Below are 24,556 nucleotides of genomic sequence, written 5' to 3' on the forward strand. Positions count from 1 at the left end.
ATAACAGACACTCAGATCGGCTGACATAAAAGCACAGGGCAAGGTTTTCACCCTATGCACGCATTGAGCAAGATCGGCTATGGTAAGCCAAAAAGATAGGAGAATGCGCTAGATCCACAGCCATAGTCGCGTCCGGAAATAATTAATCAAGGCGTGCCGAAGCAATGATCGGGCCCGCGCCCGCCTCCTGAACCAAAACGACAACCGGATCAGTGCCGTCAATAGCCACCGACATATCAAGCGGGGCTGTTCCATCCCACGCACCGGCCACCGTCCAGCTGTGCGCGATGTTTTTATATGTATAGATCCGGCCACGATTTTCGCCGCGGGTAATTTCGCTGTTTTTGGCAGGAAACAGGCGCAGGACGTGGATTTCCATCGGCACCACCGAACCTGTTGGCACCTGCGCCTGAATGCGCAAGGCTGTCTCGTTGCGCTGCGCCAAGAGTGCGGTACGCAACGGTTTGGCCTGATGCTCGGCGATCGCCTTTGACAGCGCCATAGGTTTTGCGCCCACAATATCCGTCGTACCGTTTACAATCATTTCGGGGGTGTAGATCGAATTGCGCCCCGCCTTAGCCGCGTATGCGCGCTGGCGAACCGCATGAGCGGGTTGACCGAATTCATCCTTCCAACCGATATAATCCCAATAATCCACGTGAAGGGCGATTGCGATCACGTCATCGCGGTCGTCAAGTTCGGAGAAAATTTCATCCGCCGGAGGGCAGCTAGAGCATCCTTGCGAGGTGTAAAGCTCAACCACTACTGGACTCTGCTCTGCGCCTGCCGGAACTGCAAGACAGATGTTAAGCACCAATGCGACAGTGGAGAGGGTGCGAGATGCGCGGGACATGTGATTCCAATCGGTACTGCTTTGATCTGCCTTTATTAGTGGCCGCTGCCTGAAATAACCAATCAAGGTTTCGCGAGAGGATAAGCGCGCCGGCCTTCCGTCACCCTCATACAACAGGCAGCTTTGGCGAAACTCAAAAATCGGAAGAAATTGCGGCACTTTTGGTGTACAATGGTATACAATACGCATGTTTTCTGTTGAAAACCTGCGCTGAATGAGCCATCTAGACAGTAATTTCGCCCCGTAGCCATTCCCAGATTTGGAGCCAAACATGACAATCATCGTCGGTCAGGATACTGCACGCGCCCGCAAGACAATCACCGCGGGCAAACAGTCCGTTGCCTTTTATTCGATCCCCGCCGCACAGGCCGCAGGTCTGGGCGACTTCTCAAAACTGCCCGCCGCATTGAAGGTCGTACTTGAAAACATGCTGCGGTTCGAAGACGGCAAAACCGTCACCGTCGACGATATCAAGGCTTTTGCCGACTGGGGCGCACAAGGCGGCCAGAACCCGCGCGAGATCGCCTACCGCCCTGCCCGCGTACTGATGCAGGATTTCACCGGCGTGCCTGCCGTTGTCGACCTTGCCGCGATGCGCGACGGGATTGTGGCCCTTGGCGGCGACGCAGCACAGATCAACCCGCTCAACCCTGTTGACCTCGTCATCGACCACTCCGTGATGATTGACGAATTCGGCAACCCACGCGCCTTCCAGATGAACGTGGACCGCGAATACGAGCGTAACATGGAACGCTACACCTTTCTGAAATGGGGTCAGAATGCGTTTAATAATTTCCGCGTTGTACCGCCCGGCACCGGCATCTGCCATCAGGTGAACCTTGAATATCTGGCGCAAACCGTCTGGACCGATAAGGATCAGAATGGCGATGAAGTGGCGTATCCCGACACGCTGGTAGGCACCGACAGCCATACCACCATGGTCAACGGTATGGCCGTTCTGGGCTGGGGTGTCGGCGGGATCGAGGCAGAGGCCGCAATGCTGGGCCAGCCGATTTCCATGCTAATCCCCGAAGTTATCGGCTTTGAGCTTACCGGCCGCATGATGGAAGGCACTACCGGCACCGATCTGGTCCTCAAAGTGGTCGAACTGTTGCGCGCCAAAGGCGTGGTCAGCAAGTTTGTTGAATTCTACGGTGAGGGTCTCGACCACCTGCCCCTTGCTGACCGTGCGACAATCGCCAACATGGCACCTGAATACGGTGCCACCTGCGGCTTCTTCCCGATCGACGGCGAGACGCTCCGCTATATGCGCACAACCGGCCGTGACGAAGACCGGATTGCACTGGTCGAAGCGTATGCAAAAGAAAATGGCATGTGGCGTGGCGACGACTATGCGCCGATCTACACCGATACGCTCTCGCTTGATATGGGTACAATCGTGCCTGCGATCTCGGGGCCAAAGCGTCCGCAGGATTACATCGCGCTTACCTCTGCACACACCGCCTTTGGCGATTACGTGAAGGGTGTGCGCGCGGGCAAAGATGCCTCGAAAGCGCAAGAAATCACTTGGGAAGGTGAAGGCGGCCAGCCCGAGCCACGCGACATTCCAGGTGATACAGGCAGCCACAACCGCGGCTATGTCGCAACAAAAGATGGCAACTACCAGCTGCACGACGGATCGATTGTGATTGCTTCGATCACATCGTGCACCAATACATCCAACCCTTATGTAATGATTGGTGCGGGCCTTGTGGCACGCAAGGCGCGTGCCCTTGGCCTGACCCGCAAACCTTGGGTCAAGACATCGCTTGCGCCTGGCTCACAGGTTGTTTCCGCCTATCTGGAAGCTGCCGAGCTGCAGGAAGATCTGGACGCAATCGGATTTAACCTTGTTGGTTACGGCTGCACCACCTGTATCGGCAACTCAGGTCCGCTGGAGCCCGCGATCAGCAAAGCCATCAATGACTATGATCTGATCGGCACCTCGATCCTGTCGGGTAACCGTAACTTTGAAGGCCGCATTTCGCCTGATGTGCGCGCCAACTATCTTGCGTCGCCGCCGCTTGTCGTCGCTTATGCGCTGGTCGGTGACATGAACCACGATCTGACCAATTCCCCCTTGGGTCAGGACCAGAACGGCAATGACGTCTATCTGCGCGACATCTGGCCCACCTCTGCCGAAGTGGCAGAGCTGGTCGAGAAGACAGTTACACGCGAAGCGTTCCAGACCAAATACGCGGACGTTTTCAAGGGCGACGAAAAATGGCAGGGCGTCGAGACCACAGATGCCATGACGTATGACTGGCCACCGCAATCCACCTATGTTCAGAACCCACCCTATTTTCAGGGCATGAGCAAGGATCCCGGCGTGATCACGAACATCGAGAATGCTAAGGTTCTGGCCGTTCTGGGCGATATGATCACCACCGACCACATCAGCCCCGCAGGTTCGTTCAAGGAAACGACTCCTGCCGGTCAGTATCTGGTCGACCGTCAGGTGCCCGTGCGGGAGTTCAACTCCTATGGCTCGCGCCGCGGCAATCACGAGGTCATGATGCGCGGTACTTTTGCCAACATCCGTATCAAAAACGAGATGCTCGATGGTGTCGAGGGCGGGTATACAAAAGGCCCTGATGGCCAACAGACCTCGATCTTTGACGCTGCTATGGCCCATCAGGCTGCCGGCACCCCGCTGGTGATTTTCGGGGGCGAGCAGTATGGCGCGGGCTCTTCGCGCGACTGGGCTGCAAAAGGGACCGCACTTCTGGGCGTCAAGGCCGTGATTGCAGAGAACTTCGAGCGTATCCACCGCTCAAACCTTGTTGGTATGGGCGTCATCCCGTTTGAGTTCACCAATGGCGATACGCGCAAATCGTTGGGCCTCACCGGTGACGAGACAGTTAGTATTTCTGGCCTCGACACGATCAAACCGCTTCAGGAAGTGCCTTGTGTGATCACTATGGCAAATGGCGATGTAAAAGAAATCATGATCAAATGCCGGATCGATACGGCGATCGAGATCGAATACATCGAACACGGCGGGGTGCTGCACTATGTGCTGCGCGATCTGGCAAATAAAAGTGTCGCAGCCGAGTAAACCACCGCCAAACAGTTTCAAAGGGCCCCCTGTACCTACAGGGGGCCCTTTTTTTTGTGGACGCCCCTCAAGTAGAACCCCCACCCCTTGTTCGGGTGGAGAAATGGCCCTGCAGCGCTACGTCCAGTGTCACACCTAATAGGAAGGATCGCACCATGACACAAACAGCACAGCGTCCCGGAAACCGCCTGATGGACCGCCCCGAATATAAAACGAAGATGAAGCCCCTGACCCGCTCCCCCGCGACAAGCGTTTTTGACGCTGTATCGGCAATGTCGGAAAAGAACTACGGCTCGGTTATCATCGTCGACGCCCAAGAAAAAGTGATCGGAGTGGTCACAGAACGCGATGTGATGAATAAGCTGGTCGGCAAAGGGCTGGACGCCAAAACGACAAGTTTGTCAGAAATTATGACAGAAAACCCGCGTCTGGCGCAGGAGACGGATGATATGCTTGATTGGCTCCGCATTATGTCGAACGAGCGTTTTCGCCGCCTGCCCGTCGTAGACGCAGAGGGGCGCATAAAGGCCGTGTTCACACAGGGCGATTTTGTTTCATACACTTGGCCAGACCTCATCTATCAAATGAAATCAATCGCCACTGCAACAATTACGAAAAACTGGGCGCCATTCCTGATTGGCGGCGGTATCGCCCTTTATTCCATCGTAATGGTCGTTGTCGTCGGGATGATGTAACTGCTCATTGCTCCGCTTGCGCGGCTTGTAGCACGGGCAAAAACCGCTGCTCGTAGTCGCTGCCGATCAACGGGCCTGCGAAACGGAACAAGACAGTCCCGTCCCCATCCAGAATAAATGTCTCGGGTGGGGCCGTGACACCCCAATCGATTGCCTTGCGCCCCTGTGGGTCAAAGCCGACACCGGCAAAGGGATTGTCGTCGTTTATAAGATATTGGGTAGCAGCGCGTTCGGTATCTTTGAAATTAATCCCGATGATGTTCACGCCTTGCGATTTCATCTCCAGCAACTTGGGGTGCTCGGCACGACAAGGCGGGCACCAACTGGCCCAGAAATTAACCAAAGTCACCTCACCCGTTGCTAACATCGCGTTAGTCGCGGGCGGAAACCCGACCAAATCACGCTCGGGCACGCCAGGTGCCATCTGCCCGACCAAGGTGGAGGGAATGCCATTAGGATCGTCACGGAACATCCCGAAAAACGCCAAAGCTACGAAAGCAGCAAAAATAAGCGGTGGCGCGACCATAAGCGGGCTAATTTTTGACATCGCGCGCTGTCTCCTGTTCCATCTTTTTGAGCGCAGCACGTGCCTTTCGGCCCCGCCGCAACGTCACAATAACTAACCCCGCCAGAAGAAGAAGAGTGACGCCGTAGGCGCCCAATACCTCGGCGGCGTATTTTCCCAGATCCGGCATCATGCACTCCGCTCCAGCCGGACGGCCAGCGCACGCGTGCGGCGCAGGGCGATTTCAGTACCCGTGCGGTAGAGGACCAGAGCGATAAACAACAGCGAGAACCCCGCGATCGAAATAACCAGCGGCTGCCAGAACACGTCGGAAATATTCTCTTCCTTGTCGAGGCTGAGAGTAGCCCCCTGATGTAGACCCTGACTCCAGAACAAAACAGCATAGCGAGACATCAGCGCAAAGACCGACCCGACGAGGCATAATACAGACGTCAGATCGGCCGCCGTGTCAGGATCATCGACAGCCTCCCACAATGCGATATATCCTAGATAGAATAAAAACAGGATCAGGAACGATGTCAGCCGCGGGTCCCACGCCCACCATGTTCCCCACATCGGTTGGCCCCAGATCGCACCGGTCAGCAGGCCGATCACCGTCATTACCAACCCAACGGGGGCCGCAGCACGCGCGGCCAGTGCGCTCACGTGATGGCGGCGCACCAACCAGACAAGCGATGCAATCAGCATCATAATCCATGCGTTGATCGCGATCCATGCGGAGGGCACGTGGATATAGATGATTTTCACAGTGGATCCCTGACGGAAGTCATCGGGCGTTGCAAAGAAACCCCAGATCAAACCCACGCTGATACCAATTGCCGCAGCGCCCCAAGCAAAGGGCTGCACGCGCGCACTCAGCGCCAAGAACTTTACCGGATTTGCGTATTCCCATAATGACATAGCAGGTACCTAATACTCCGTTTGGGTAAGCTCAATGGATAAGGGAATTCTCACCGGATTGTCATCCGCAAAGCAGCCGCAGCGGCAAAGGGCAGCAACGCCACCGAACCGAGACTGATCCCTGCGAGCAAAAGCAGCGGAGTTTCCGCCGCCATTCCGATTGCGCCACGCCGCGCCGCCTCTGCCCCGAAAATCAGCGTTGGCACATAAAGCGGCAGCACCAGCAACGACATGAGAAGACCACCGCGTTTGATGCCCACCGTCAGCGCCGCGCCAAAAGTGCCGATCATCGACAGGGCCGGCGTACCCAACAACAGCGAAAGCACAAGCCATCCGAACCCCTGTGTCGGCAGATTCAGAAGAATGCCCAAAAAAGGTGCCGCCAGAACAAGCGGCAATCCGGTCGTGATCCAATGGGCAAGCGCCTTGACCGCCAATGCAGCCTCGAGCGGCAGCGGCGCGGTGGCCAGAACATCCAGTGTGCCATCCTCGAAATCAAGCGCCAGCAACCGGTCAAGCGAGAGCAGGCAGGCCAGCAACGCGCCCAGCCACAAAATACCGGGTGCAATGGAGGACAACAGCGCGCTTTGCGGCCCCACGCTGAAAGGCACGAGCACCGTTAATATCAGAAAAAAAGCAAGTCCAAGGCCAAAACCTCCGCCCGCACGCAGCGCAAGACGTAGATCGCGTATGAGAAGAGCAATCACAAAAAGGCCTCGTCACTAGCACCGTGGACCGCCGAAGGCGCTGCACGAAAGCCGCTCACGTCAAAAATCTTTGCTTCCAACCCCAAATCAATATGGGTCGCCAACAGTGCCATGCCGCCTGCCCTGAGATGGCCGCGCACCGCTGCCGCAAACATCCCTACGGCACCCAGATCAAGCGAGACTGTCGGCTCATCGAGTACCCAGATAGGCCGTCCCGTGACCATCAGCCGGGCCAGCCCCGCCCGCCGCTTTTGCCCCGCCGACAATGTACCTGTCAGCCGGTCCGCCAGTGGCTCCAACCCATATGCCCCCAGTGCGATTGCAATATCGCGCTGCCCGTACACTGCCGCCCAGAACTGTAAATTCTCCGCTACGCTGAGCATGGATTTCAAGCCGTCGGCATGGCCCGCATAGGCAACGGCGTCGGCGGCACCCTCCAGCGTTCCAGACAGCGGCGGCTGTAGGCCTGCAATGGTGCGCAGCAGAGTTGTCTTGCCCGAACCATTAGGCCCACGCAGGATCAGCGCCTCTCCGCCTTCCAGCGTGAATGATACACCGCCGAGAACCGGCACACCACCGCGCGCGACGGCAACATCTGTCAGGCGTAGTGCCACCGACGCTAGATCGGGAGCATGGCAAGGGCCACACGACGCCCCTCGCTCAGCAAAACATTGTAGGTTCGCGCCGCAGCGGGGGAAGACATGGCCTCTACGCCTACCCCAGCGTCTTCAAGACGCGAGCGAAGACCTTGTGGCAAATGCGCTATCTCGCCTCCAGTGCCGATGAAAATAACATCCGCTTCGGTGACCAGTGCCTCAAGTGCTGCGACATCCTCAAAACCGCCCCACGTACGCGTGCCGGACGGCGCGGCGATTACCGGCCCTTGCACAACCTGCCCGCCGATGCGGAAAAAGCCGGGACCATACCCTTCGACAGGCTTGGCATCGTTAAAGACAATCTCGTTTAATCGCATGATTTATCCTTTCCACAGCGGCAGCCCGACAATAGCCGATACAGCAATCACGATATAGGCCACATTACGAAAAAGACGCTCGGCAGAGGGGTCAAAAAGACGCGCCCCGATAATATTCGCAATGAGGTTCGGCACACCGACAAGAACACCGAGAAATGCAATCGACCAGTTCATTAGCCCGAAGGCCCAAAGAATCGGAAAAAGTAGTAGATCAAGCGCGACGAGATAAAGCAGAAAATTGGCGCGGATCACAGCAGCGGGCAGTGTGCTGGCCATGTAGAGCATGATCACCGGCGGTCCGGGAATGCCTGCAAAACCTGTCATGAAACCGCCGGCCGCACCTGCCGCCACCACCAAACGCTGAGTCAGCGCCCCTTTCAGCCGCCAGCCTGCGATCGTGAGCGCCAGTAGGGCAAAGACGGATATCGAGACGACCCAGCCAAAGGCGGCCGGATCCATGCTGGTCAATGCCCATAGGCCCAGCGGTAGGGCGAGAAGCGCACCGAGGACAAGCAGACCCACCTCCCGTGGCTCACCGTCACGCCATGCGGCGCGTGCATTGGGCAAGGGCCCAATTAATTCGGCACAAATAAGGAATGTCACGGCTTCAACAGGCGGCAAAACCGTGCTTGCAACCGGCATGATAATCATCGCGGATCCAAAGCCCGCAAATCCGCGCACCAAGCCCGCGATAAATACTGCGACGACCAACCAGACCAGCCCTTGCGTTGCGAGGGCCGAGGTCAGGATTTCAGGCATCAATGTTTGCGAATTGATTCCCGGAGTTCGCGTCAGGCTTGGAGAAGTCGCGTGTCACCCCGAAATAAAGAAGCGCTGCCGTGGCCACGAAAATCGATGAATATGTACCGACAATCACGCCCCAGATCATCGCGAAAACGAATCCGCGGATAACGTCACCACCCAATACAAATAACGCAATCAGCGCCAGAAGCGTGGTGAAAGAAGTCATGAAGGTCCGGCTCAACGTCTCGTTGATGGACATGTTCAACACTTCCTTGAGGGGCCTGCTTTTGTATTTGCGCAGGTTCTCGCGCACACGGTCAAACACCACCACTGTGTCGTTCAGAGAATACCCCACGATCGTGAGCAGCGCTGCAATAATCGCGAGATCAAACCGGATTTGAACCTCCGAGAAGACACCTATGGTAAGCACCACATCATGGACAAGCGCCAGAACGGCACCTGCAGCAAACTGCCATTCGAACCGGAGCCAGATGTAGATCAGAACCGCCCCCATCGCTAATATAATTGCGATAATCGCAGTATTAATCAACTCACCCGAAACTTTTGGCCCCACCGATTCCACCGAGATGAACTTGATGTCGGGACGCACTTCCTTCAGCGCGCCCTCGACCGCTTGAATCAATTCTGCGGTGACGGCCTCTTGCTCGTCTTGTGCCTGAATCCGAACCATTGCTACGTTCTGATCAGGGCCGAACGAGGGATCGAACACTTCCGTGATAGTGATATCGCCCAGATCCAGCGTTGTCATCGCATCGCGGTATTCTGATATGATTACGGGGCGCGGGCTCTCGGTGCGGATTGTTGTGCCGCCCCTGAAGTCGATACCGAAGTTAAGTCCCTGAATCAGAAAAGATGCAAAGGCCACAACCATCATAAGACCAGAGATACCCAGCCACAGCTTCCAACGGGTGAAGAAATCGAAATTAGTGTTCTGTTTGACAAGTCTAAAGCGCATATCAGATCTCTATCGTTTTGGGACGGCGGCGTTCGTACCAGATGACCACCATCAGACGCGTTACGTAGATCGCCGTGAACACCGACGTTAGAATACCCAAGCCCAGCGTAATCGCGAAGCCGCGCACCGGGCCAGACCCCATGGCAAACAGAATCACCGCAGTAATGAATGTGGTGATGTTTGCATCCAGAATGGCGCTCAGTGCTTTTTCATAGCCGAGCTCGATTGCCCGTGCTGGCCCCTTAGAGGTCAGCAACTCTTCTCGGATACGCTCGAATATCAGCACGTTTGCGTCCACTGCCATACCCACCGTCAGGACGATGCCCGCAATTCCCGGCAGCGTCAGCGTGGCCCCGACTAGGCTCAGAAGACCAAACAAAAGTCCTACGTTGATGATCAGGGCGATGTTCGCGAAAATGCCAAACAGGCCGTAGGCGGCAAACATGAAAAACAACACCAGCGAGAAGGCTACGATGGTGGCGACCTTACCAGCGTCAATGCTGTCTTGCCCCAACTCGGGTCCAATTGTGCGCTCTTCCAGAAAATCGAGTTGTGCCGGAAGTGCCCCTGCCCGCAGCAGCACCGCCAAGCGGGTAGATTCCTCCACCCCGAAATTTCCGGTAATGATCCCCGAACCGCCCGGAATATGGCTCTGGATTGTTGGCGCGCTCACTACTTCGTCGTCCAGGACGATCGCAAAAGGAGAGCCGATGTTCTCGGCGGTATAGTCGCCGAATTTACGCGCGCCGCTGGTGTTGAACCGGAAACTGACGGCGGGGCCGCCATTCTGGTCAAAGCTGGGCTGCGCGTCGACCAGTTCCTCGCCCGTCACAACCGGCGCGCTTTCGATCACATAGAAAAGCCCTGTTTCATCAAGCGAGGGGACAAGCTCATTGCCGATTCCTGGACGTTCGGCGGCGTCGGTGGTGCGGCGAACAACAGGGTTAAAGGTAAGCTGCGCAGTCGTGCCGATGATTGCTTTCAGCTCGGCGGCAGAGCCGATACCGGGCACCTGAATGAGAATCCGGTCGGCGCCCTGTCGCTGGATCGTAGGTTCGCGGGTGCCGACCTCGTCGATCCGGCGGCGAATAATCTCAAGCGATTGCTGCATTGTGCGCTCGTCGGTCGCACTCCGTTCGGCCTCGGACAGGACCACGGTGATCACACCACTATCGCCGCTGACTTCGATATCATTGGCGCCAGCGCCGGTGAGCGTTTGTACCGGACGGCCAAGACCGCGCACGATCGTCATTGCTTCGGCCATTTTAGTGGGATCTGTCAGGCGGACCTTCAACTCTGCGGGGCCGGACTGTTGCAGATTTACGGGAGAAATCCGACGCACCGCATCGCGCACCTCAGGCCACATCGCCTCAAGGCGGGCGGTATAGACGTCCTCGACACGCACCTCGGCAAGCAGATGTGCACCGCCGCGCAGATCGAGGCCCAGATTAACAAGGTTGTTCGGCATGAAATCAGGCCATAAAGCGCGCTGTGCTTCAAGTTCGGGTGTGGCACCCGACAGCTCAATCTCTTTGACCGCATCATTGTGCCCTTCAACAACGGTGTAAAACCCGTTGGGCGCTGCCAGCATGAGGCCGACCGCACACGTCAGCCAGATGGCGATGCGTTTCCATATGGATATCTGGAGCATATCGCCCGCCTTTTATCTGGTCGCGTTAGAAGTTACTTGGCCGGTTCGGTCTTGCTTACCACAGTGGCAATCGTGCTCTGAATCACGCGGACCTTTACGCCTTCGGCAATCTCAAGCTCGAGTTCACCGTCGTCTTTAACCTTTACAACCTTACCCAGAATACCGCCCTGCGTGACCACCTGATCCCCGCGGCGCAAGCCTGCAACCATCGCCTGATGATCTTTCAGCTTCTTTTGCTGGGGACGGATCAACAGGAAGTACATGATACCGAAAATAAGGATCAGCGGAATAAATTGCTCGATGCCTGACATGGGGGTGGTCCTTTTATGTGGGTCTTGCAGGGCTTGCGCCCCGATGTCTGAAGTTCGGCAGAACCTATGCGCCGTCTCGCCGCTTTGCAAGGTACCGGCCCCCACTTATCGGGCCTATTGCGGAGTTTTCATGCCCCCTCTATGCCGTAACCCGATTATGGGCCATAACGCGGCCTAACGATTCAATATCTCGACCCATGAGTGAATTTTACGGAGGATACACAGATGCATGACATCCGTGCGATACGCGACAATCCCGATGCTTTTGATGCCGCCCTTGCGCGGCGCGGCGATGCGGCGCTGTCTGCCTCCATTCTGACGCTCGATTCTTCGCGGCGCGCAAAAATTCAGGCGGCCGAAACAGCACAGGCCGACCAGAACTCTGCCTCGAAGCTTGTGGGCGCCGCGAAAGCATCCGGCAATGAGGCAGAATTCGAACGCCTGCGCGCATTAGTGTCCGAGAAGAAGGCCGAAGTTGCCGCGATGCAATCCGAGGCCAAGGAGTTGGATGTGCAACTCACTGATATGCTGGCGCGCATTCCGAACATGCCCGCTGACGATGTGCCGATGGGTGCCGATGAGAATGATAATGTCGAAGTGAAAAAATGGGGCGATGTTCCGGTGTTCGATTTTGAACCAAAGGAGCACTACGACCTAGGTAGTGTTGCCGCTTCCATGGATTTCGAGACCGCAGCCAAAACATCCGGTGCGCGCTTTGTCATGCTCAAGCGCGGCGTGGCACGTATCCACCGTGCGCTGGCGCAATTCATGCTTGATACGCATGTCGACGAGAATGGCCTGACGGAGGTAAACTCCCCCGTGATGGTGCGCGACGAGGCGATGTATGGCACCGACAAGCTGCCCAAATTCGGTGATGACAGCTACCGCACGACCGAAGGCATGTGGTTGGTGCCGACCTCCGAAGTGCCGCTGACCTATACAGTTGCGGGCGATACACTGGATGCAGCAGATCTGCCGCGCCGGATGACCTCCCATACGCTGTGCTTTCGCTCCGAAGCGGGGAGTGCGGGCCGCGATACCTCCGGTATGCTGCGCCAGCATCAGTTCGAAAAGGTCGAGATGGTCTCGATCACCCTGCCCGAAGCCTCCGACGACGAGCAAAAGAGGATGCTGGCCTGTGCAGAGGGGATATTGGAAAAGCTCGGCGTGCCCTATCGTACGGTTCTATTGTGTACCGGTGATATGGGATTTGGCGCGCGACGCACCTTTGATATAGAGGCATGGCTCCCCGGCCAGAATGCCTACCGCGAAATCAGCTCCGTTTCCACGACGGGTGATTTTCAGGCACGGCGCATGAATGCGCGGTTCAAACCCGCAGACGGCGGCAAGCCACAGTTTGTGCACACGCTCAATGGATCGGGCCTTGCTGTCGGGCGTTGCCTGATTGCGGTGCTTGAAAATGGCCAGCAGGCGGATGGCACGGTGATCCTGCCTGCTGTTCTTGCTCCCTATCTCGGAGGCAAAACGACCCTCGCCCTCGACGGGATACTTTCATAAAATAGCGGGTGGCCGGGGCTTAACGCCCCGGAGCGTCCCTTTCCCCATTCGGGACGCCGCCGAACAACTCCGGCAACAGATTCTTCAGCGAACGGGGGCGGTAATCCCTGCGCCCTTTGATCCGCTGGTCTGCACTGCCATGCAGATCTATGGCATGCCCCGGCCCGTCGCGCCATTTCAGGAAATTTCCCATTAGAACATACAGCGGCGGTGGCTGGTTCAGCGTGTGACTGTCTGCCATCGGATCGGGCAAACGGTCCAGCAGATCTGTCATGTCAATGTCCAAGCCCGCCTTCTGCGCCCCTTCTGCCACCCATAAAAGAGACTGCCCCGTGAGCGCACGTGCTTTGGACGCAGAGCCACCGATGATGGCGTGGTTACCCGTAAACCAAACCTGCTGGTAGGGGCGCGCCTCGCTGCGGTCCCCTTTGTTCAGGCCTTCATGGCCTTGCGAGGCCTCAAGGTTGTCCCACAGGGCCGGACGGTAAAATACCCGCCGCTCGTCCAAGGCAACCGCATGCCGCGCCGCCTTCACCATCGAGGTGAGCAATGTATCGTGAAAACTGTATTTGCTATTCCACAGCTTTGCCACTGGACCCAACAATGGCGCAGGAACCCCCAGCGATCCAACCGTGTCCCAAATGCCCAGATAGGCAATCTCGACCTTGTGAAACTGAGATGGATCGTTGTGCCACGGCGTTACAGCCCGCCATTCCATATCAGAGCGTGATGTTGCAAAACGCGGCGACAGTTTACGACGCGCCTGAAGAATATGGAGCGCATCGGGGTGATTCTCGATGCCAGGCTTGCGGTAAAGGTGAAATGCTTCGTCCAGTGTTTCAGGCGTCGGGTCAGCAACGATGCCACATTTGCGGATCATTCCGGCCAATGACCGCGCCGTATAGGCACCCCGCGAAAAGCCGAAAATGAAAATCTCGTCGCCCGCCTCGTATTGGGCGCACAAGGCCACATAGGCGTTTTTGATATTCTCGTTAAGGCCCCAACCAAAGGCACCGCCCCCAAATTTCATTGCGGTCTTGCGGAAAAAGCCCGCCTCTTTGCCCGCAGTGCCTACGCCCTCGAAATAACGGGTGTGCTGGGCGTTCGTGTTGCGGGTTTTCCCGAACAGGTGCGCCACATGGGTGGGCTGCTCGATCGTCGGGCTGCTCCATGTGCCGTCGCAAAAAATAGCGATCCGTGCCATTGGCAAAGTTCCTTTGTAGTATATGTCGGGTACCACATACCAGTTTCGACCAGAAAGGTCCCCATGTCACGTCCCCTCACCGCGATTTTAGTGTTTCTTTTTGCGGTGCTTTTTGCCGTGTCACCCGTATTTGTGCCTAATTTTGGCGGATTCGATCCCGACCAGTTCCCGGTACCTCAGATTGATCCGCCGGTGCAGCCTGAGGGATACGCCTTTGCAATCTGGGGGATGATTTACCTGTGGTTGATCGCAGGTTTAGGTTTTGGTGTCTGGAAACGGCGCGACAATGCAGCTTGGCACCCGATGCGCGTCGCGCTGATCCCCTCGCTGGCGGTAGGTTCTATCTGGCTTGCGGTGGCGGTGGCCAGTCCGGTCTGGGCCGCAGTCCTGATCTGGATCATGCTGGTTTCGTCGCTGGTTGCGCTGTTCCGCACACCTGTTCAGGACAAATGGTTCGCGGCACTACCTTTGGGTCTTTATGCAGGCTGGCTAAGCGCGGCGTCCTGCGTCTCGTTAGGGTTGCTTGCGGCGGGGTACGGGTTCGTCGACAGCACGACGGCGGCAGTTGGCGCGATTATCGTCGCCCTCGTTCTCGCCTCGGCGGTTCAAAACAAACTGGCCCGCGCTCCAACCTACGGGGTTGCAGTGATCTGGGCGCTCGTCGGTGTCGTGGTGCACAACTTTGTAGTGCCAAACGTGACGGTCGCAGCACTGGCCGCAGGCGGGGCAATCGCGATGATTGTCCCTACCTTCAAAGCATGGCGTGCAGACAGATAGGAACTACCTGCTGCCGTCATTCGGCTTGCCACCGATATGTTTGCGCAACTTGGAAGGCGGCGCTTTCTTGCGGCCTTTGTAGGGGTTAGCCTCGGACTGGCCGCGCATCCAAAGACGGATGGGCGTGCCCGGCATATCAAAATCAACACGCAAGCCGTTGACCAGATAGCGGTTATAGCTTTCGGGCACCTTGTCGGGATGACTGCACATCACCACAAAACCGGGAGGCCGGGTTTTGGCCTGTGTCATATATTTCATCTTGATCCGCTTGCCCTGCGGCGCTGGGGGCGGATGCGCCTCAAGCATACCCGACAGCCAGCGGTTCAGCTGTGCGGTGGTCACACGGCGGTTCCACATGTCATAAGCGCGCATAATCGCCTGTTGCAAGCGGTCCAGCCCCCTGCCCGTTTTCGCCGAAACCGTGATCAGCGGCGCACCGCGCAATTGCGGCAGCAGCCGCTCAAAACTCTCTTTTAGCTCTTTGAGCTTACCCTGTTTGTCTTCTTCGACGTCCCATTTGTTAACCGCGATAACCACAGCGCGACCCTCACGCTCCGCCAGATCGGCAATTCGCAGATCCTGTTGCTCGAACGGGATCTCGGCATCCAGAAGGACAACCACCACCTCGGCAAACTTCACCGCACGCAGCCCGTCACTCACACTGAGTTTTTCGAGTTTTTCCTGAATCTTTGCCTTTTTACGCATGCCCGCCGTATCAAAGATGCGCATGGGAACTGCGACGCCGTCCGGTCCTGCCCATTCCGTCATGAGCGAGATCGCATCGCGCGTGATCCCTGCCTCGGGTCCTGTGAGCAAGCGGTCTTCTTTAACAATCTGGTTAATCAACGTTGATTTGCCGGCATTAGGCCTGCCCACAACTGCCACCTGCAACGGTTTGGCGCGGGTCGGTACAGGCACCACATCCATATCGTCGCCGTCTTCCTCGCTCAGATCGACGTCAATCTCGGGAGTTTCGTCGGGACGACTTTCGGCAAAGCCATCAGCCAGCGGCATCAGGACGGTATAAAGGTCGGTCAGACCCTCGCCATGTTCGGCGGACAGGCGGATCGGCTCACCCAGACCCAGCGAATATGCCTCAAGCACACCGGCCTCGGCCGCGTTGCCTTCGGCCTTGTTGGCGACAAGCACGACATGAGCAGAGCGTTTGCGCAGGATCTCGGCAAAGACCAGATCAGAGGGCGTGATGCCCACACGTGCATCAACCATGAACAGGCAAACATCCGCCATATCCACCGCACGTTCGGTCAGACGGCGCATCCGGCCCTGAAGACTATCATCGGTGACCTCTTCCAGACCAGCCGTGTCAATCACGGTAAAGCGCAAGTCGGCCAATTTTGCCGCACCTTCACGCAGATCGCGGGTCACACCCGGCTGGTCATCCACCAACGCGAGGCGCCGCCCCACAAGACGGTTGAACAGCGTGGATTTTCCCACATTGGGACGGCCCACAATGGCGAGGGTGAAGGACATGGATACACTCCGAAACGGGTTGAACCTGCGCAATAGCTCAAAGCGACGCGTAGCGAAAGCCCCCGTGACGCAAGCGATGCCCTCAAACGGGCGCACGCCTCAAAGAGTGATCGCCAAAAGCCTCTGCGCGGTCAGCAATCAGCGGTAGGCGAGCAACCGGCCGTTTTTGGACACCACATAAAGCACACGACCCGCAACCACTGGCGCCGACGTGGCACCGCCCGGAATTTCTGCTGTCGCAACAAGCGCACCATTGCTCGGGTCGTAGCTGCGCAAAACCCCGTCTCCTGAGGCAATTATCACACGGCCTCCAGCGAGGATCGGCCCATAATGGGCGACAACGCGGCTTTGCTTTTTGGGTTTGCGTTGGACAAAATTGGGCAGTTCGACACCCCATATTTTGGAACCATCAGCCGCATCAAGGCGCACCAGCTCGTTCAGGTCGGTAACTGCAAACAGGCTGCCCCCTACTGGCCATACGGGACCGATCGCACCATCGCTGGCAGACCACAGCCGCGAACCTGATGCCAGATCGAGCGCGGCAATACGACCCGACTGGTTGCCGACATAAACGCGGTCACCAGAAACGACAGGTGCGGAGGTCACGTCGGACACGTTACTCATGGCGCGCCCTGGGCGTTTGCCCAACACTGATGCATCCCAGCGGTTCAAACCACCGCGGCGGAACACCGCCTGAACTTCGCCTGATCCGAAGGCGAAAATCGCCAGATCTTCCGTGACCGCAGGCGCGGGTGCGCCCAATACGTTGTTCGTGTCGCCCGTTGAGCCGATCTGCCACTCTACTGCGCCATCAGCGCGATTTACGGCCCAGCCGGTGTTGTCACCCGCAGTCACGTAAACCAAATCGCCCGCTACTGTAGGTGTGCCAGAGCCGCTCGCATCAAGTTGTTGTGTCCAGCGCACTGCACCTGTCGCTGTGTCCACCGCGGCAAGGACGCCAAAACCTATCGAAACATAAACTGTGTCGCCGGATACCACGAGCCCGCCACCCGTCGCGTCGCCAGCCTGATCGCGCGCGGGACGCAGATCGATTTGCCACAGTGTCGCGCCTGTGGACGAGGTAGCGGTCACAATCGACTGTGCATCGAGTGTGAAAATACGCCCTCCCGCCACGACAGGATCCGCAGTTATGCGGTGCTTGCGGCTATCGCCCTCGCCGATGTCGGCGGCCCATGCAAGGGTCAGCGCGCCACCCAATGCAGGATGACTGATCCGGTTTGCGGGGCTACCTGCAGTCTGGGACCAATCGGCGTTTGCCTGCGCTGCGGGCAGCGAGATCGCACGCGATGTATTGCCTGTAAAGGCAGCCTGCTCTTCTTCGAACTGGCTTTGATCCTGTAGAACGGAGCGGATATTTTCGCGCTGGCCGGGGAGAATTACATCAGGCTCGGAGCAGGCTGCCAAAAACGCAGCTGCGCCAAGAAGGCCCATCGTCACATGGCGTTGTGCCCTGCGAACGGAGGGAAGCATCGGATTTGAAGTATCTGTCATGGCCTGCTCATTCTGGTCTGCGTTCGACGCCCTATTGCTGTTTAAACTCAATAAGCGGTCTGCATCCTCATCCGTTATTTTCGTCGAGGGGCGCGCCGCTTAGATCCGGCTCCCCACCCAGCGCTACAATCACCTGCAATGCACGTTGTTGCAAGTCCGGTGTCACACCCGCATCACTCAGGACAGCCTGATAGGTTGCAATGGCACCCTCGATATCGCCTTCCTGAATGGCGATCAGTGCAAGTTGCTCCTGCGCCAACAGGCTCAAGTTGCCGCCTGCTGCGCCCAATGCTTCGAACCCCTGCTTGCGATCTGCAGCAGGCATCGTTTCGGCCTGAAGTGTCAGGGCCTTGAATTGTGCAATCTGTCGGTAGATCTCGGGGATATCCCCATTGACGGCAACGGCATCAAGGCTGGCCACAGCGCCGTCGAGGTCTTCGGCGGCCACCTGCTCGGAGGCCGTGAGCAGCGCCAGCACCGCAGCAGCCTGCGGGTCTACCGCATCGACGGCCTGCAAAGCCGTGACCCGCGCCTCAGGCTCTGGGCTGTCCAGCGCTGCGAGCATTGCATCGCCTAGCGCTTCGGCTTGTGCACGGGTCTGCGCCTTTGAATACTCTGAATAGGCCGCACCGCCCACAATCGCAAAAACCGCCAGCACGGCAATCCAGCCATAGCGCCGGAGCGTCGCCATCATCTGGTCGCGGCGCAATTCTTCTGTGACTTCTTCGATAAATCCGTCGCTGTTACTCATCCGGCTCTGGCCCTTGTGCTGGGTGTTTCGCCTCTCTTAACGAAGCGGCGGCCGCAAGCCAATACCCAAGGGCCCCCCGGCCGCCTGCCCGTTGTCGAGGCAAAGCAATAAAACAAGATGGCGATATGCAGAAAATCTCAATCTGAACTGTCCAGTTCAGTTATTTTGCACTACATAAGGCCCCGAGACCGAACTGTGCAAATTGGATAAGACACTCCGCACAGCACGACAGATAGATATAACGAGGCTTAAAATGCGCATCTTCCCCCTTATTGCAGCGATAGCGCTGTCTGTTTTGTTGTACATGGCCGTTCTCGAACGTCCGGCCCTTATGACGTTCTTTGGGGCCGAAGCCGCACAAACGCCCGATACGCAGACAGAGGCCGAAGCCGAAATAGCCGAGCCTTTGGCCGACAGACGGGTGAAAGTAGTTGTGCAAAAGCTAACTGCGCAAAGCATAGATAATGCCGTTGTACTTCGGGGCCAGACAGCAGCGGCACGTCAGGTCGATGTGCGCGCCGAGACCTCTGCGATTGTCGTCTCCGAGCCGCTGCGCAAGGGCGCGCAGATCGAAGCGGGGCAAATCATGTGCAAACTTGACGAAGGGACCCGTAGTGCGGCCCTCACACAGGCCCGCGCGCAACTGACTGAAGCCCAATCGCGTGTGCCTGAATCTGAGGCCCGCGTTGAAGAAGCGACCGCGCGCCTTGAAGAGGCAAAGATCAACCAGAACGCCTCCTCCCGCCTCAATCAGGACGGCTTTGCTTCGACCTCGCGGCTGGCAAGTTCGGATGCTGCAGTTGCAACTGCGCAGGCAGGTGTAAGCTCTGCCCAGTCAGGCCTGAGTGCCGCCCGCTCAGGTATTGAAGGGGCGCAAGCTGCTGTAGCGGGAGCCGAGGCAGAGCTGGCGCGGCTGGTGATCAAAGCGCCCTTTAGCGGGCTTTTGGAGAGTGATACCGCCGAGCTTGGATCGCTGCTGCAACCAGGTGCCCTATGCGGCACAATTGTCCAGCTCAACCCGATCAAACTGGTGGGGTTTGTGCCCGAATCGCAGGTGAACCATATTCAGGTTGGCGCTATTGCCGGTGCCCGGCTGGCGGCAGGGGGCGGCGATGTGCAGGGTCGTGTCACCTTCCTTTCACGCTCTGCCGATCCAACCACCCGTACGTTTTTGACCGAGATCGAGGTTCCCAATCCTGATCTTGCAATCCGCGATGGCCAGACTGCCGAGATCCTCATCGCCTCCGATGGGGCGAATGCCCATCTTGTTCCGCAAAGCGCTTTGACACTTAATGACGAAGGCGCGTTGGGGCTACGGCTGGTGGACGCCGCAAACATCGTAAGTTTCCAAGAGATCAAGCTGGTCCGCGATACAGTTGAAGGTGTCTGGGTTACCGGCCTGCCGACGGAGGCAAACATCATCGTCGTTGGTCAGGAATATGTCGTCGAGGGCGTCGAAGTGGTGCCAACTCAGCGCGAGGCTTCACAATGACAGGTATCGTTGACTGGGCCGCATCTCGGGCACGTATGGTTCTGGCATTTATTCTGCTGAGCCTTGTCGTCGGCGCCTATGCCTACACCACCCTGCCCAAAGAGGGTGAGCCCGATATTGAAATCCCCGCGCTCTTCGTCTCGGTCCCCTTTCCCGGCATCTCTGCCGCTGATGCCGAAACGTTGTTGCTCAAACCGATGGAGACAGAGCTCAGCGATCTGGACGGTCTCAAGAAAATGACCGGTACAGCCTCGGAGAACTATGCCGGTCTGGCACTGGAATTCGAGTTTGGCTGGGACAAGACCTCGATTATTGCGGATGTGCGCGATGCGATGGGTACGGCGGAGGCACAGTTTCCCGAAGGCGCCGAGACCTACTCCATCAACGAAATCAACTTTTCCGAGTTTCCAATTATCATCGTGAATCTGACCGGCCCTGTGCCAGAACGCACGATGGCGCGCTACGCCAAGCAGCTTCAGGATGACCTTGAGGGAATGAACGCTGTGCTGGAAGCAGGCATTGCGGGCAACCGTGACGAAATGCTCGAAGTGCTGATCGACCCGCTCAAGCTCGAGAGTTATGACGTCACCGCCGCAGAGCTGATCCAGACGGTGCAAAACAACAACCAGCTGATCGCAGCAGGAGAAATAGAGAGCCGCAATGGGGCTTTCGCAGTCAAGATTCCATCAAGCTTCGATGAGCCACAGGATGTGTATAACCTACCTGTAAAAACCAATGGCGACCGTGTTGTGACGCTTGGTGATCTGGCGGAAATACATCTGACTTTCGAGGACCGTCTGGGGACCGCCCGATTCGACGGTGAATCATCGGTGGCGCTGCAGGTGGTCAAACGCAAGGGATTCAACCTCATCGACACCGCCACAGAGGTAAAGGAATTGGTCGCAAAAAGCAGCGAGCAGTGGCCCGAAGAGCTTAAGGCAGCGGTAGAGGTAGGTACCTCGAATGACCAGAGCCGCGTTGTGGACAGCATGGTGCAGCAGCTTCTCGGTTCTGTTTTCACGGCTATTGCGCTGGTGATGATCGTTGTTCTGGCAGCACTTGGCATCCGCGCGGCGCTCCTCGTAGGATTTGCGATTCCGACCTCGTTTTTGCTGTGTTTTGCCTTTTTAGCGCTTATGGGCATATCGATCTCGAATATCGTCATGTTCGGCCTGATCTTGGCCGTGGGCATGCTGGTGGACAGCGCGATCGTCGTGGTCGAATACGCAGACCAGAAACAGCAAGAAGGCAGCGGCCCGATGGCGGCCTATGTCGAGGCCGCTAAGCGCATGTTCTGGCCGGTGATCTCCTCTACCGCGACCACATTGTGCGCCTTTTTGCCGATGCTGTTCTGGCCCGGTGTACCGGGTGAGTTTATGGGCATGTTGCCTGTCACGCTGATCTTTGTTCTCTCCGCCTCGCTGGTCGTTGCCCTCGTTTATCTGCCGGTTATGGGCGGCGTGACCGGCCGTCTGGAGAAGTGGATGGCTGACAATATGGAGCGTATCGCGACCCTGCCATGGTATCTGCATATCCTGTTGTTTACAGCGGCCCTGGCAATGGTCTTTCCCGCTCTGTCCCTGCTCGGGTCGGGTTTGCTTTTTGGTTGGATCGGGGCACAGTTTGGCGCAATGGACGGGCTTGACCTGCTCACTTCCGTTATTCCAACCTTCGTAAAAGTGTTCGGCCTTGTATTGATTGCGGTTGCGGTCCTGCTGGTGGCGCTGGGGGGCTTTATGTTGTTCCTTCTCGCAATTTTTGCAGTATTGACCCGCCTTGGTAAAGTGGGCCAGTGGCTCGCTGCGCGGCTGTTCCGCAAGGAGCCGGACCGGATCAACGCGGGCAATAAACGCTCGGCGTTTGGCCGTGTCATCGAAGTGATCGCAGGCAATCCGATCATGCCACTGGTCATGTCAGGCGCGGTCTTCGTCTTTGTCGGCACCACGCTGATTTACTACACCAACAACTCAAAAGGCGTTGAGTTCTTTGTCGAATCCGAGCCGGAACAGGCGATTGTATATGTACTGGCCCGCGGAAACCTGTCGCTGAACGAAAAGGACGATCTGGTGCGGCAGGCCGAACAAGTCGTGATCGCACATCCCGGTATCGCCACTGCATTCTCCTTCGCGGGCGAAGGCGGACTGGACAGCAACACCGGCGGCTCCCAAGCCCCTAAAGACCTAATCGGGCAAGTACAGTTCGAGACTATTCCATGGGAGGACCGCGCACTCAATCCAGAGTTGGACGGCGATATCATCATCGCCGAGCTCACAGAGCAGTTGTCGGCCATTCCTGGCATTCGCATCGAAGTGCTGTCACTGGACCGTGGTCCGGCTTCGGGCAAACCTGTTCACCTGCGCTTTAAAGGGGACCGTTTTGACCGTCTGGTAGAGGCCACAGCCATGGCGCGGGCGCATTTTGACACTGTCCCGGGTCTGACGCTGATTGAGGACACCCGCCCCCTGCCCGGTATCGACTGGCAGATTGACGTAGATGTTGAAAAAGCCGGTCAATACGGCGCCGATGTGCTGAGTGTGGGCGCCATGGTCCAGCTGGTTACACGTGGTCTGTTGCTCGATACAATGCGCGTCGACACCTCTGACGAGGAAATAGAGATAAGGGTCCGCCTGCCTGAACAGGACCGCCTTCTCAACACGCTGGACACGCTCAAGGTGCGTACCCCTGACGGGCTAATCCCATTGTCCAACTTTATCACACGTACCCCTGTACCAAAACTCGCCGAGATCAGCCGCATAGACCAGCAGCGTGTTATGGATGTGAAGGCGGATGTAACACCGGGCCTGATGAAGATCGTCCAGACCACACGCGCGGGTGAAGACGAACGAAACGAGCAGACCCTTGCCACCTTGCGACCTGCCGGGGCCGATGCCGATTTCACCGACATCGAGGGGACAAAATACAAGATGACCGACCGCACCGCTGCCGCCGATGGTATGGACCTGCAGGCCGATTACACTGCCCAGAAACTGCGCCTTGTGCCTGTAAATGGAAACGAGCGGATTGCCGAGATCACGAAATGGGTTGAAAATGCCGATCTGCCTGATGGCATAACTTATGAGTGGACAGGCGATCAGGAGGATCAGGCGGAAAGTCAGGCATTCCTAAGCTCGGCCTTTACCGCAGCGCTGGGTCTGATGTTCATCATCCTGCTGGCGCAGTTCAACTCATTCTATAATGCGGTTTTGGTTTTGGTGGCGGTTGTTTTGTCCACGGCGGGTGTGCTGATCGGGATGCTGGTCATGGACCAGACGTTCAGCATCATCATGACGGGTACGGGCATCGTCGCGCTCGCCGGCATCGTGGTGAACAATAATATCATCCTGATCGACACCTACCAGGAGTTCAGCCAGTACATGCCCCGTATCGAGGCGATCATTCGCACCGCACAGGCACGCATCCGGCCTGTTCTGCTCACCACGATCACAACCATGGCGGGCCTTGCGCCGATGATGTTCGGCCTCAGCCTCGATTTTGCCAACGGCGGCTACACGATCGATAGCCCGACCGCCCTATGGTGGAAACAGCTGGCGACGGCGGTCGTGTTCGGTCTTGGTGTCGCAACGGTGCTGACGCTGGTACTGACACCTTCCTTGCTAGCGATCCGCGTCTGGGCGTCGACCTACGCGGGCTGGATCGCCCAGCTTCTGGCGCGGATGTCGATGGGCCGTGCCAGCCGCGCCGCGCGCGACTGGGCCTTGCAACGCGATGCAAAGCGCAACGCCAGTTCTGAATTGTTGTGGAGCGACGAGACACTGGATCTCACCCGGCCACAGATCGCACCGTCGCAACCGGCAGAATAGCGCACTATCACCGGTTTGTGAAATTTGGCCCCTCGCACAGTCTGCGGGGGGCCTTATGCTGTGGGACGATGAATAGAGTAGAAAAGGATGCAACAATGATGCGTAAACTTTTGGGCCTGACAACCGCCCTCACCCTCGGCTTTGCCGCTACAGACGCTATGGCGCAGATGGTGACAAAAACCAGTCCACATTCCGTCGACGTCACTATCGAGCGCCTCGCCGCTGCTGTGGAGGGTGCAGGCGCCGCCGTGATCGCGCGCGTGGACCATGCGGCCAGCGCCGCCTCCGCCGACATGGAACTGCGCCCCACCACCACCCTGATCTTTGGCAACCCCAAGATCGGAACGCCCGCGATGATCGAAAACCAGACAGCGGGCCTTGATCTGCCACTGCGTGTGCTCGCCTATGCTGACGGCGAGGGTGTTGTGCATGTGGTCTACCATGATCCCGCAGCTCTGGCAGAGGATCATGGCCTGACGCCGGATGCAGAGTACCTCACCATGATGACTGGGGCACTGGGCAAGCTGACCGATAAAGCCATCGCCGAAGACTGATCCCATTTCTGCGCCAGTTTCCGCCCCGTGTCGCAAATGATG

The 24,556-nt window shown here is 57.5% G+C and carries 22 protein-coding genes; 7 read left to right on the top strand and 15 right to left on the bottom strand.

All coding sequences use genetic code 11. From position 1 onward, the window contains the following. Positions 1–142: 142 nt before the first annotated feature. The gene (locus tag C8N30_RS16750) at positions 143–853 is read right to left on the bottom strand and encodes a DUF1223 domain-containing protein (protein WP_025061645.1); all 711 of its coding nucleotides are present in this window, start codon (positions 851–853) and stop codon (positions 143–145) included. Between the two features lie 271 nt (positions 854–1,124). Between C8N30_RS16750 and acnA the strand changes: the two genes are divergently transcribed. Next, on the top strand, positions 1,125–3,911 hold the full coding sequence (gene acnA, locus C8N30_RS16755; protein WP_025061644.1) for an aconitate hydratase AcnA: 2,787 nt from the start codon (positions 1,125–1,127) through the stop codon (positions 3,909–3,911). Between the two features lie 155 nt (positions 3,912–4,066). Next, positions 4,067–4,606, top strand: coding sequence for a CBS domain-containing protein (locus C8N30_RS16760; protein ID WP_025061643.1), 540 nt, complete (start codon positions 4,067–4,069; stop codon positions 4,604–4,606). 4 nt (positions 4,607–4,610) lie between these two features. Here the strand turns inward: C8N30_RS16760 and C8N30_RS16765 are convergent, their stop codons facing one another. The 10 genes from C8N30_RS16765 to yajC are packed head-to-tail and all read right to left on the bottom strand — an operon-like array spanning position 4,611 to position 11,394. Then, on the bottom strand, positions 4,611–5,153 hold the full coding sequence (locus tag C8N30_RS16765; protein WP_037967826.1) for a DsbE family thiol:disulfide interchange protein: 543 nt from the start codon (positions 5,151–5,153) through the stop codon (positions 4,611–4,613). Beyond that, on the bottom strand, positions 5,140–5,304 hold the full coding sequence (ccmD, locus tag C8N30_RS16770) for a heme exporter protein CcmD (RefSeq protein WP_037967825.1): 165 nt from the start codon (positions 5,302–5,304) through the stop codon (positions 5,140–5,142). The genes C8N30_RS16765 and ccmD overlap by 14 nt, the downstream gene beginning before the upstream one ends. Continuing rightward, entirely contained in the window at positions 5,301–6,032 is a 732-nt protein-coding gene (locus C8N30_RS16775; protein WP_025061640.1) for a heme ABC transporter permease, read from the bottom strand. The genes ccmD and C8N30_RS16775 overlap by 4 nt, the downstream gene beginning before the upstream one ends. 50 nt (positions 6,033–6,082) lie before the next feature. Beyond that, a complete protein-coding gene (gene ccmB / locus C8N30_RS16780; RefSeq protein ID WP_025061639.1) occupies positions 6,083–6,739 on the bottom strand; it encodes a heme exporter protein CcmB in 657 nt (218 codons plus the stop codon). Beyond that, positions 6,736–7,353 (bottom strand): heme ABC exporter ATP-binding protein CcmA, encoded by a 618-nt coding sequence (gene ccmA / locus C8N30_RS16785; protein ID WP_025061638.1) that lies wholly within the window; start codon positions 7,351–7,353, stop codon positions 6,736–6,738. The genes ccmB and ccmA overlap by 4 nt, the downstream gene beginning before the upstream one ends. Before the next feature lie 5 nt (positions 7,354–7,358). Further along, positions 7,359–7,712, bottom strand: a complete 354-nt coding sequence (locus tag C8N30_RS16790) for an Mth938-like domain-containing protein (RefSeq protein ID WP_025061637.1) — start codon at positions 7,710–7,712, stop codon at positions 7,359–7,361. Between the two features lie 3 nt (positions 7,713–7,715). After that, positions 7,716–8,471 (bottom strand): sulfite exporter TauE/SafE family protein, encoded by a 756-nt coding sequence (locus C8N30_RS16795; protein WP_025061636.1) that lies wholly within the window; start codon positions 8,469–8,471, stop codon positions 7,716–7,718. Further along, positions 8,464–9,432, bottom strand: coding sequence for a protein translocase subunit SecF (gene secF, locus C8N30_RS16800; protein ID WP_025061635.1), 969 nt, complete (start codon positions 9,430–9,432; stop codon positions 8,464–8,466). The genes C8N30_RS16795 and secF overlap by 8 nt, the downstream gene beginning before the upstream one ends. Before the next feature lies 1 nt (position 9,433). Then, positions 9,434–11,083 (bottom strand): protein translocase subunit SecD, encoded by a 1,650-nt coding sequence (secD, locus tag C8N30_RS16805; RefSeq protein WP_025061634.1) that lies wholly within the window; start codon positions 11,081–11,083, stop codon positions 9,434–9,436. A 32-nt stretch (positions 11,084–11,115) separates the two neighbouring features. Then, positions 11,116–11,394, bottom strand: coding sequence for a preprotein translocase subunit YajC (gene yajC / locus C8N30_RS16810; protein WP_025061633.1), 279 nt, complete (start codon positions 11,392–11,394; stop codon positions 11,116–11,118). A gap of 225 nt (positions 11,395–11,619) precedes the next feature. Between yajC and serS the strand changes: the two genes are divergently transcribed. After that, complete coding sequence (gene serS / locus C8N30_RS16815) at positions 11,620–12,912, top strand: serine--tRNA ligase (RefSeq protein ID WP_025061632.1); 1,293 nt, start codon at positions 11,620–11,622, stop codon at positions 12,910–12,912. Positions 12,913–12,931: 19 nt separating this feature from the next. Here serS and C8N30_RS16820 read toward each other — a convergent pair whose 3' ends face one another. Continuing rightward, positions 12,932–14,116: a DUF2235 domain-containing protein gene (locus C8N30_RS16820; RefSeq protein ID WP_025061631.1), complete on the bottom strand. Its 1,185-nt coding sequence runs from the start codon at positions 14,114–14,116 to the stop codon at positions 12,932–12,934. A 63-nt stretch (positions 14,117–14,179) separates the two neighbouring features. Between C8N30_RS16820 and C8N30_RS16825 the strand changes: the two genes are divergently transcribed. After that, positions 14,180–14,893: a tryptophan-rich sensory protein gene (locus C8N30_RS16825; RefSeq protein WP_025061630.1), complete on the top strand. Its 714-nt coding sequence runs from the start codon at positions 14,180–14,182 to the stop codon at positions 14,891–14,893. Positions 14,894–14,896: 3 nt separating this feature from the next. On the opposite strand, the gene der is transcribed toward C8N30_RS16825, so the two are convergent. The 3 genes from der to C8N30_RS16840 form a co-directional block, all read right to left on the bottom strand. Beyond that, entirely contained in the window at positions 14,897–16,384 is a 1,488-nt protein-coding gene (der, locus tag C8N30_RS16830) for a ribosome biogenesis GTPase Der (protein ID WP_025061629.1), read from the bottom strand. A gap of 138 nt (positions 16,385–16,522) precedes the next feature. Continuing rightward, positions 16,523–17,896: a PQQ-like beta-propeller repeat protein gene (locus C8N30_RS16835; RefSeq protein ID WP_025061628.1), complete on the bottom strand. Its 1,374-nt coding sequence runs from the start codon at positions 17,894–17,896 to the stop codon at positions 16,523–16,525. Between the two features lie 67 nt (positions 17,897–17,963). Next, positions 17,964–18,647 (bottom strand): tetratricopeptide repeat protein, encoded by a 684-nt coding sequence (locus C8N30_RS16840; protein WP_025061627.1) that lies wholly within the window; start codon positions 18,645–18,647, stop codon positions 17,964–17,966. Positions 18,648–18,900: 253 nt separating this feature from the next. Between C8N30_RS16840 and C8N30_RS16845 the strand changes: the two genes are divergently transcribed. The 3 genes from C8N30_RS16845 to C8N30_RS16855 all read left to right on the top strand — a co-directional run bounded on the left by C8N30_RS16845 (position 18,901) and on the right by C8N30_RS16855 (position 24,514). Further along, positions 18,901–20,139, top strand: coding sequence for an efflux RND transporter periplasmic adaptor subunit (locus C8N30_RS16845; RefSeq protein WP_025061626.1), 1,239 nt, complete (start codon positions 18,901–18,903; stop codon positions 20,137–20,139). Beyond that, positions 20,136–23,960 carry an efflux RND transporter permease subunit gene (locus tag C8N30_RS16850; RefSeq protein ID WP_025061625.1) on the top strand — a complete coding sequence of 1,275 codons (3,825 nt, stop codon included), beginning with the start codon at positions 20,136–20,138 and terminating at the stop codon, positions 23,958–23,960. Before C8N30_RS16845 ends, C8N30_RS16850 begins: the two co-directional genes overlap by 4 nt. A gap of 95 nt (positions 23,961–24,055) precedes the next feature. Beyond that, positions 24,056–24,514, top strand: a complete 459-nt coding sequence (locus C8N30_RS16855) for a DUF302 domain-containing protein (protein ID WP_084273557.1) — start codon at positions 24,056–24,058, stop codon at positions 24,512–24,514. The last annotated feature ends 42 nt before the right edge of the window (positions 24,515–24,556 follow it).

Origin of the sequence: Sulfitobacter guttiformis (assembly GCF_003610455.1) — a bacterium.
Classification (GTDB): Bacteria; Pseudomonadota; Alphaproteobacteria; order Rhodobacterales; family Rhodobacteraceae; genus Sulfitobacter; species Sulfitobacter guttiformis.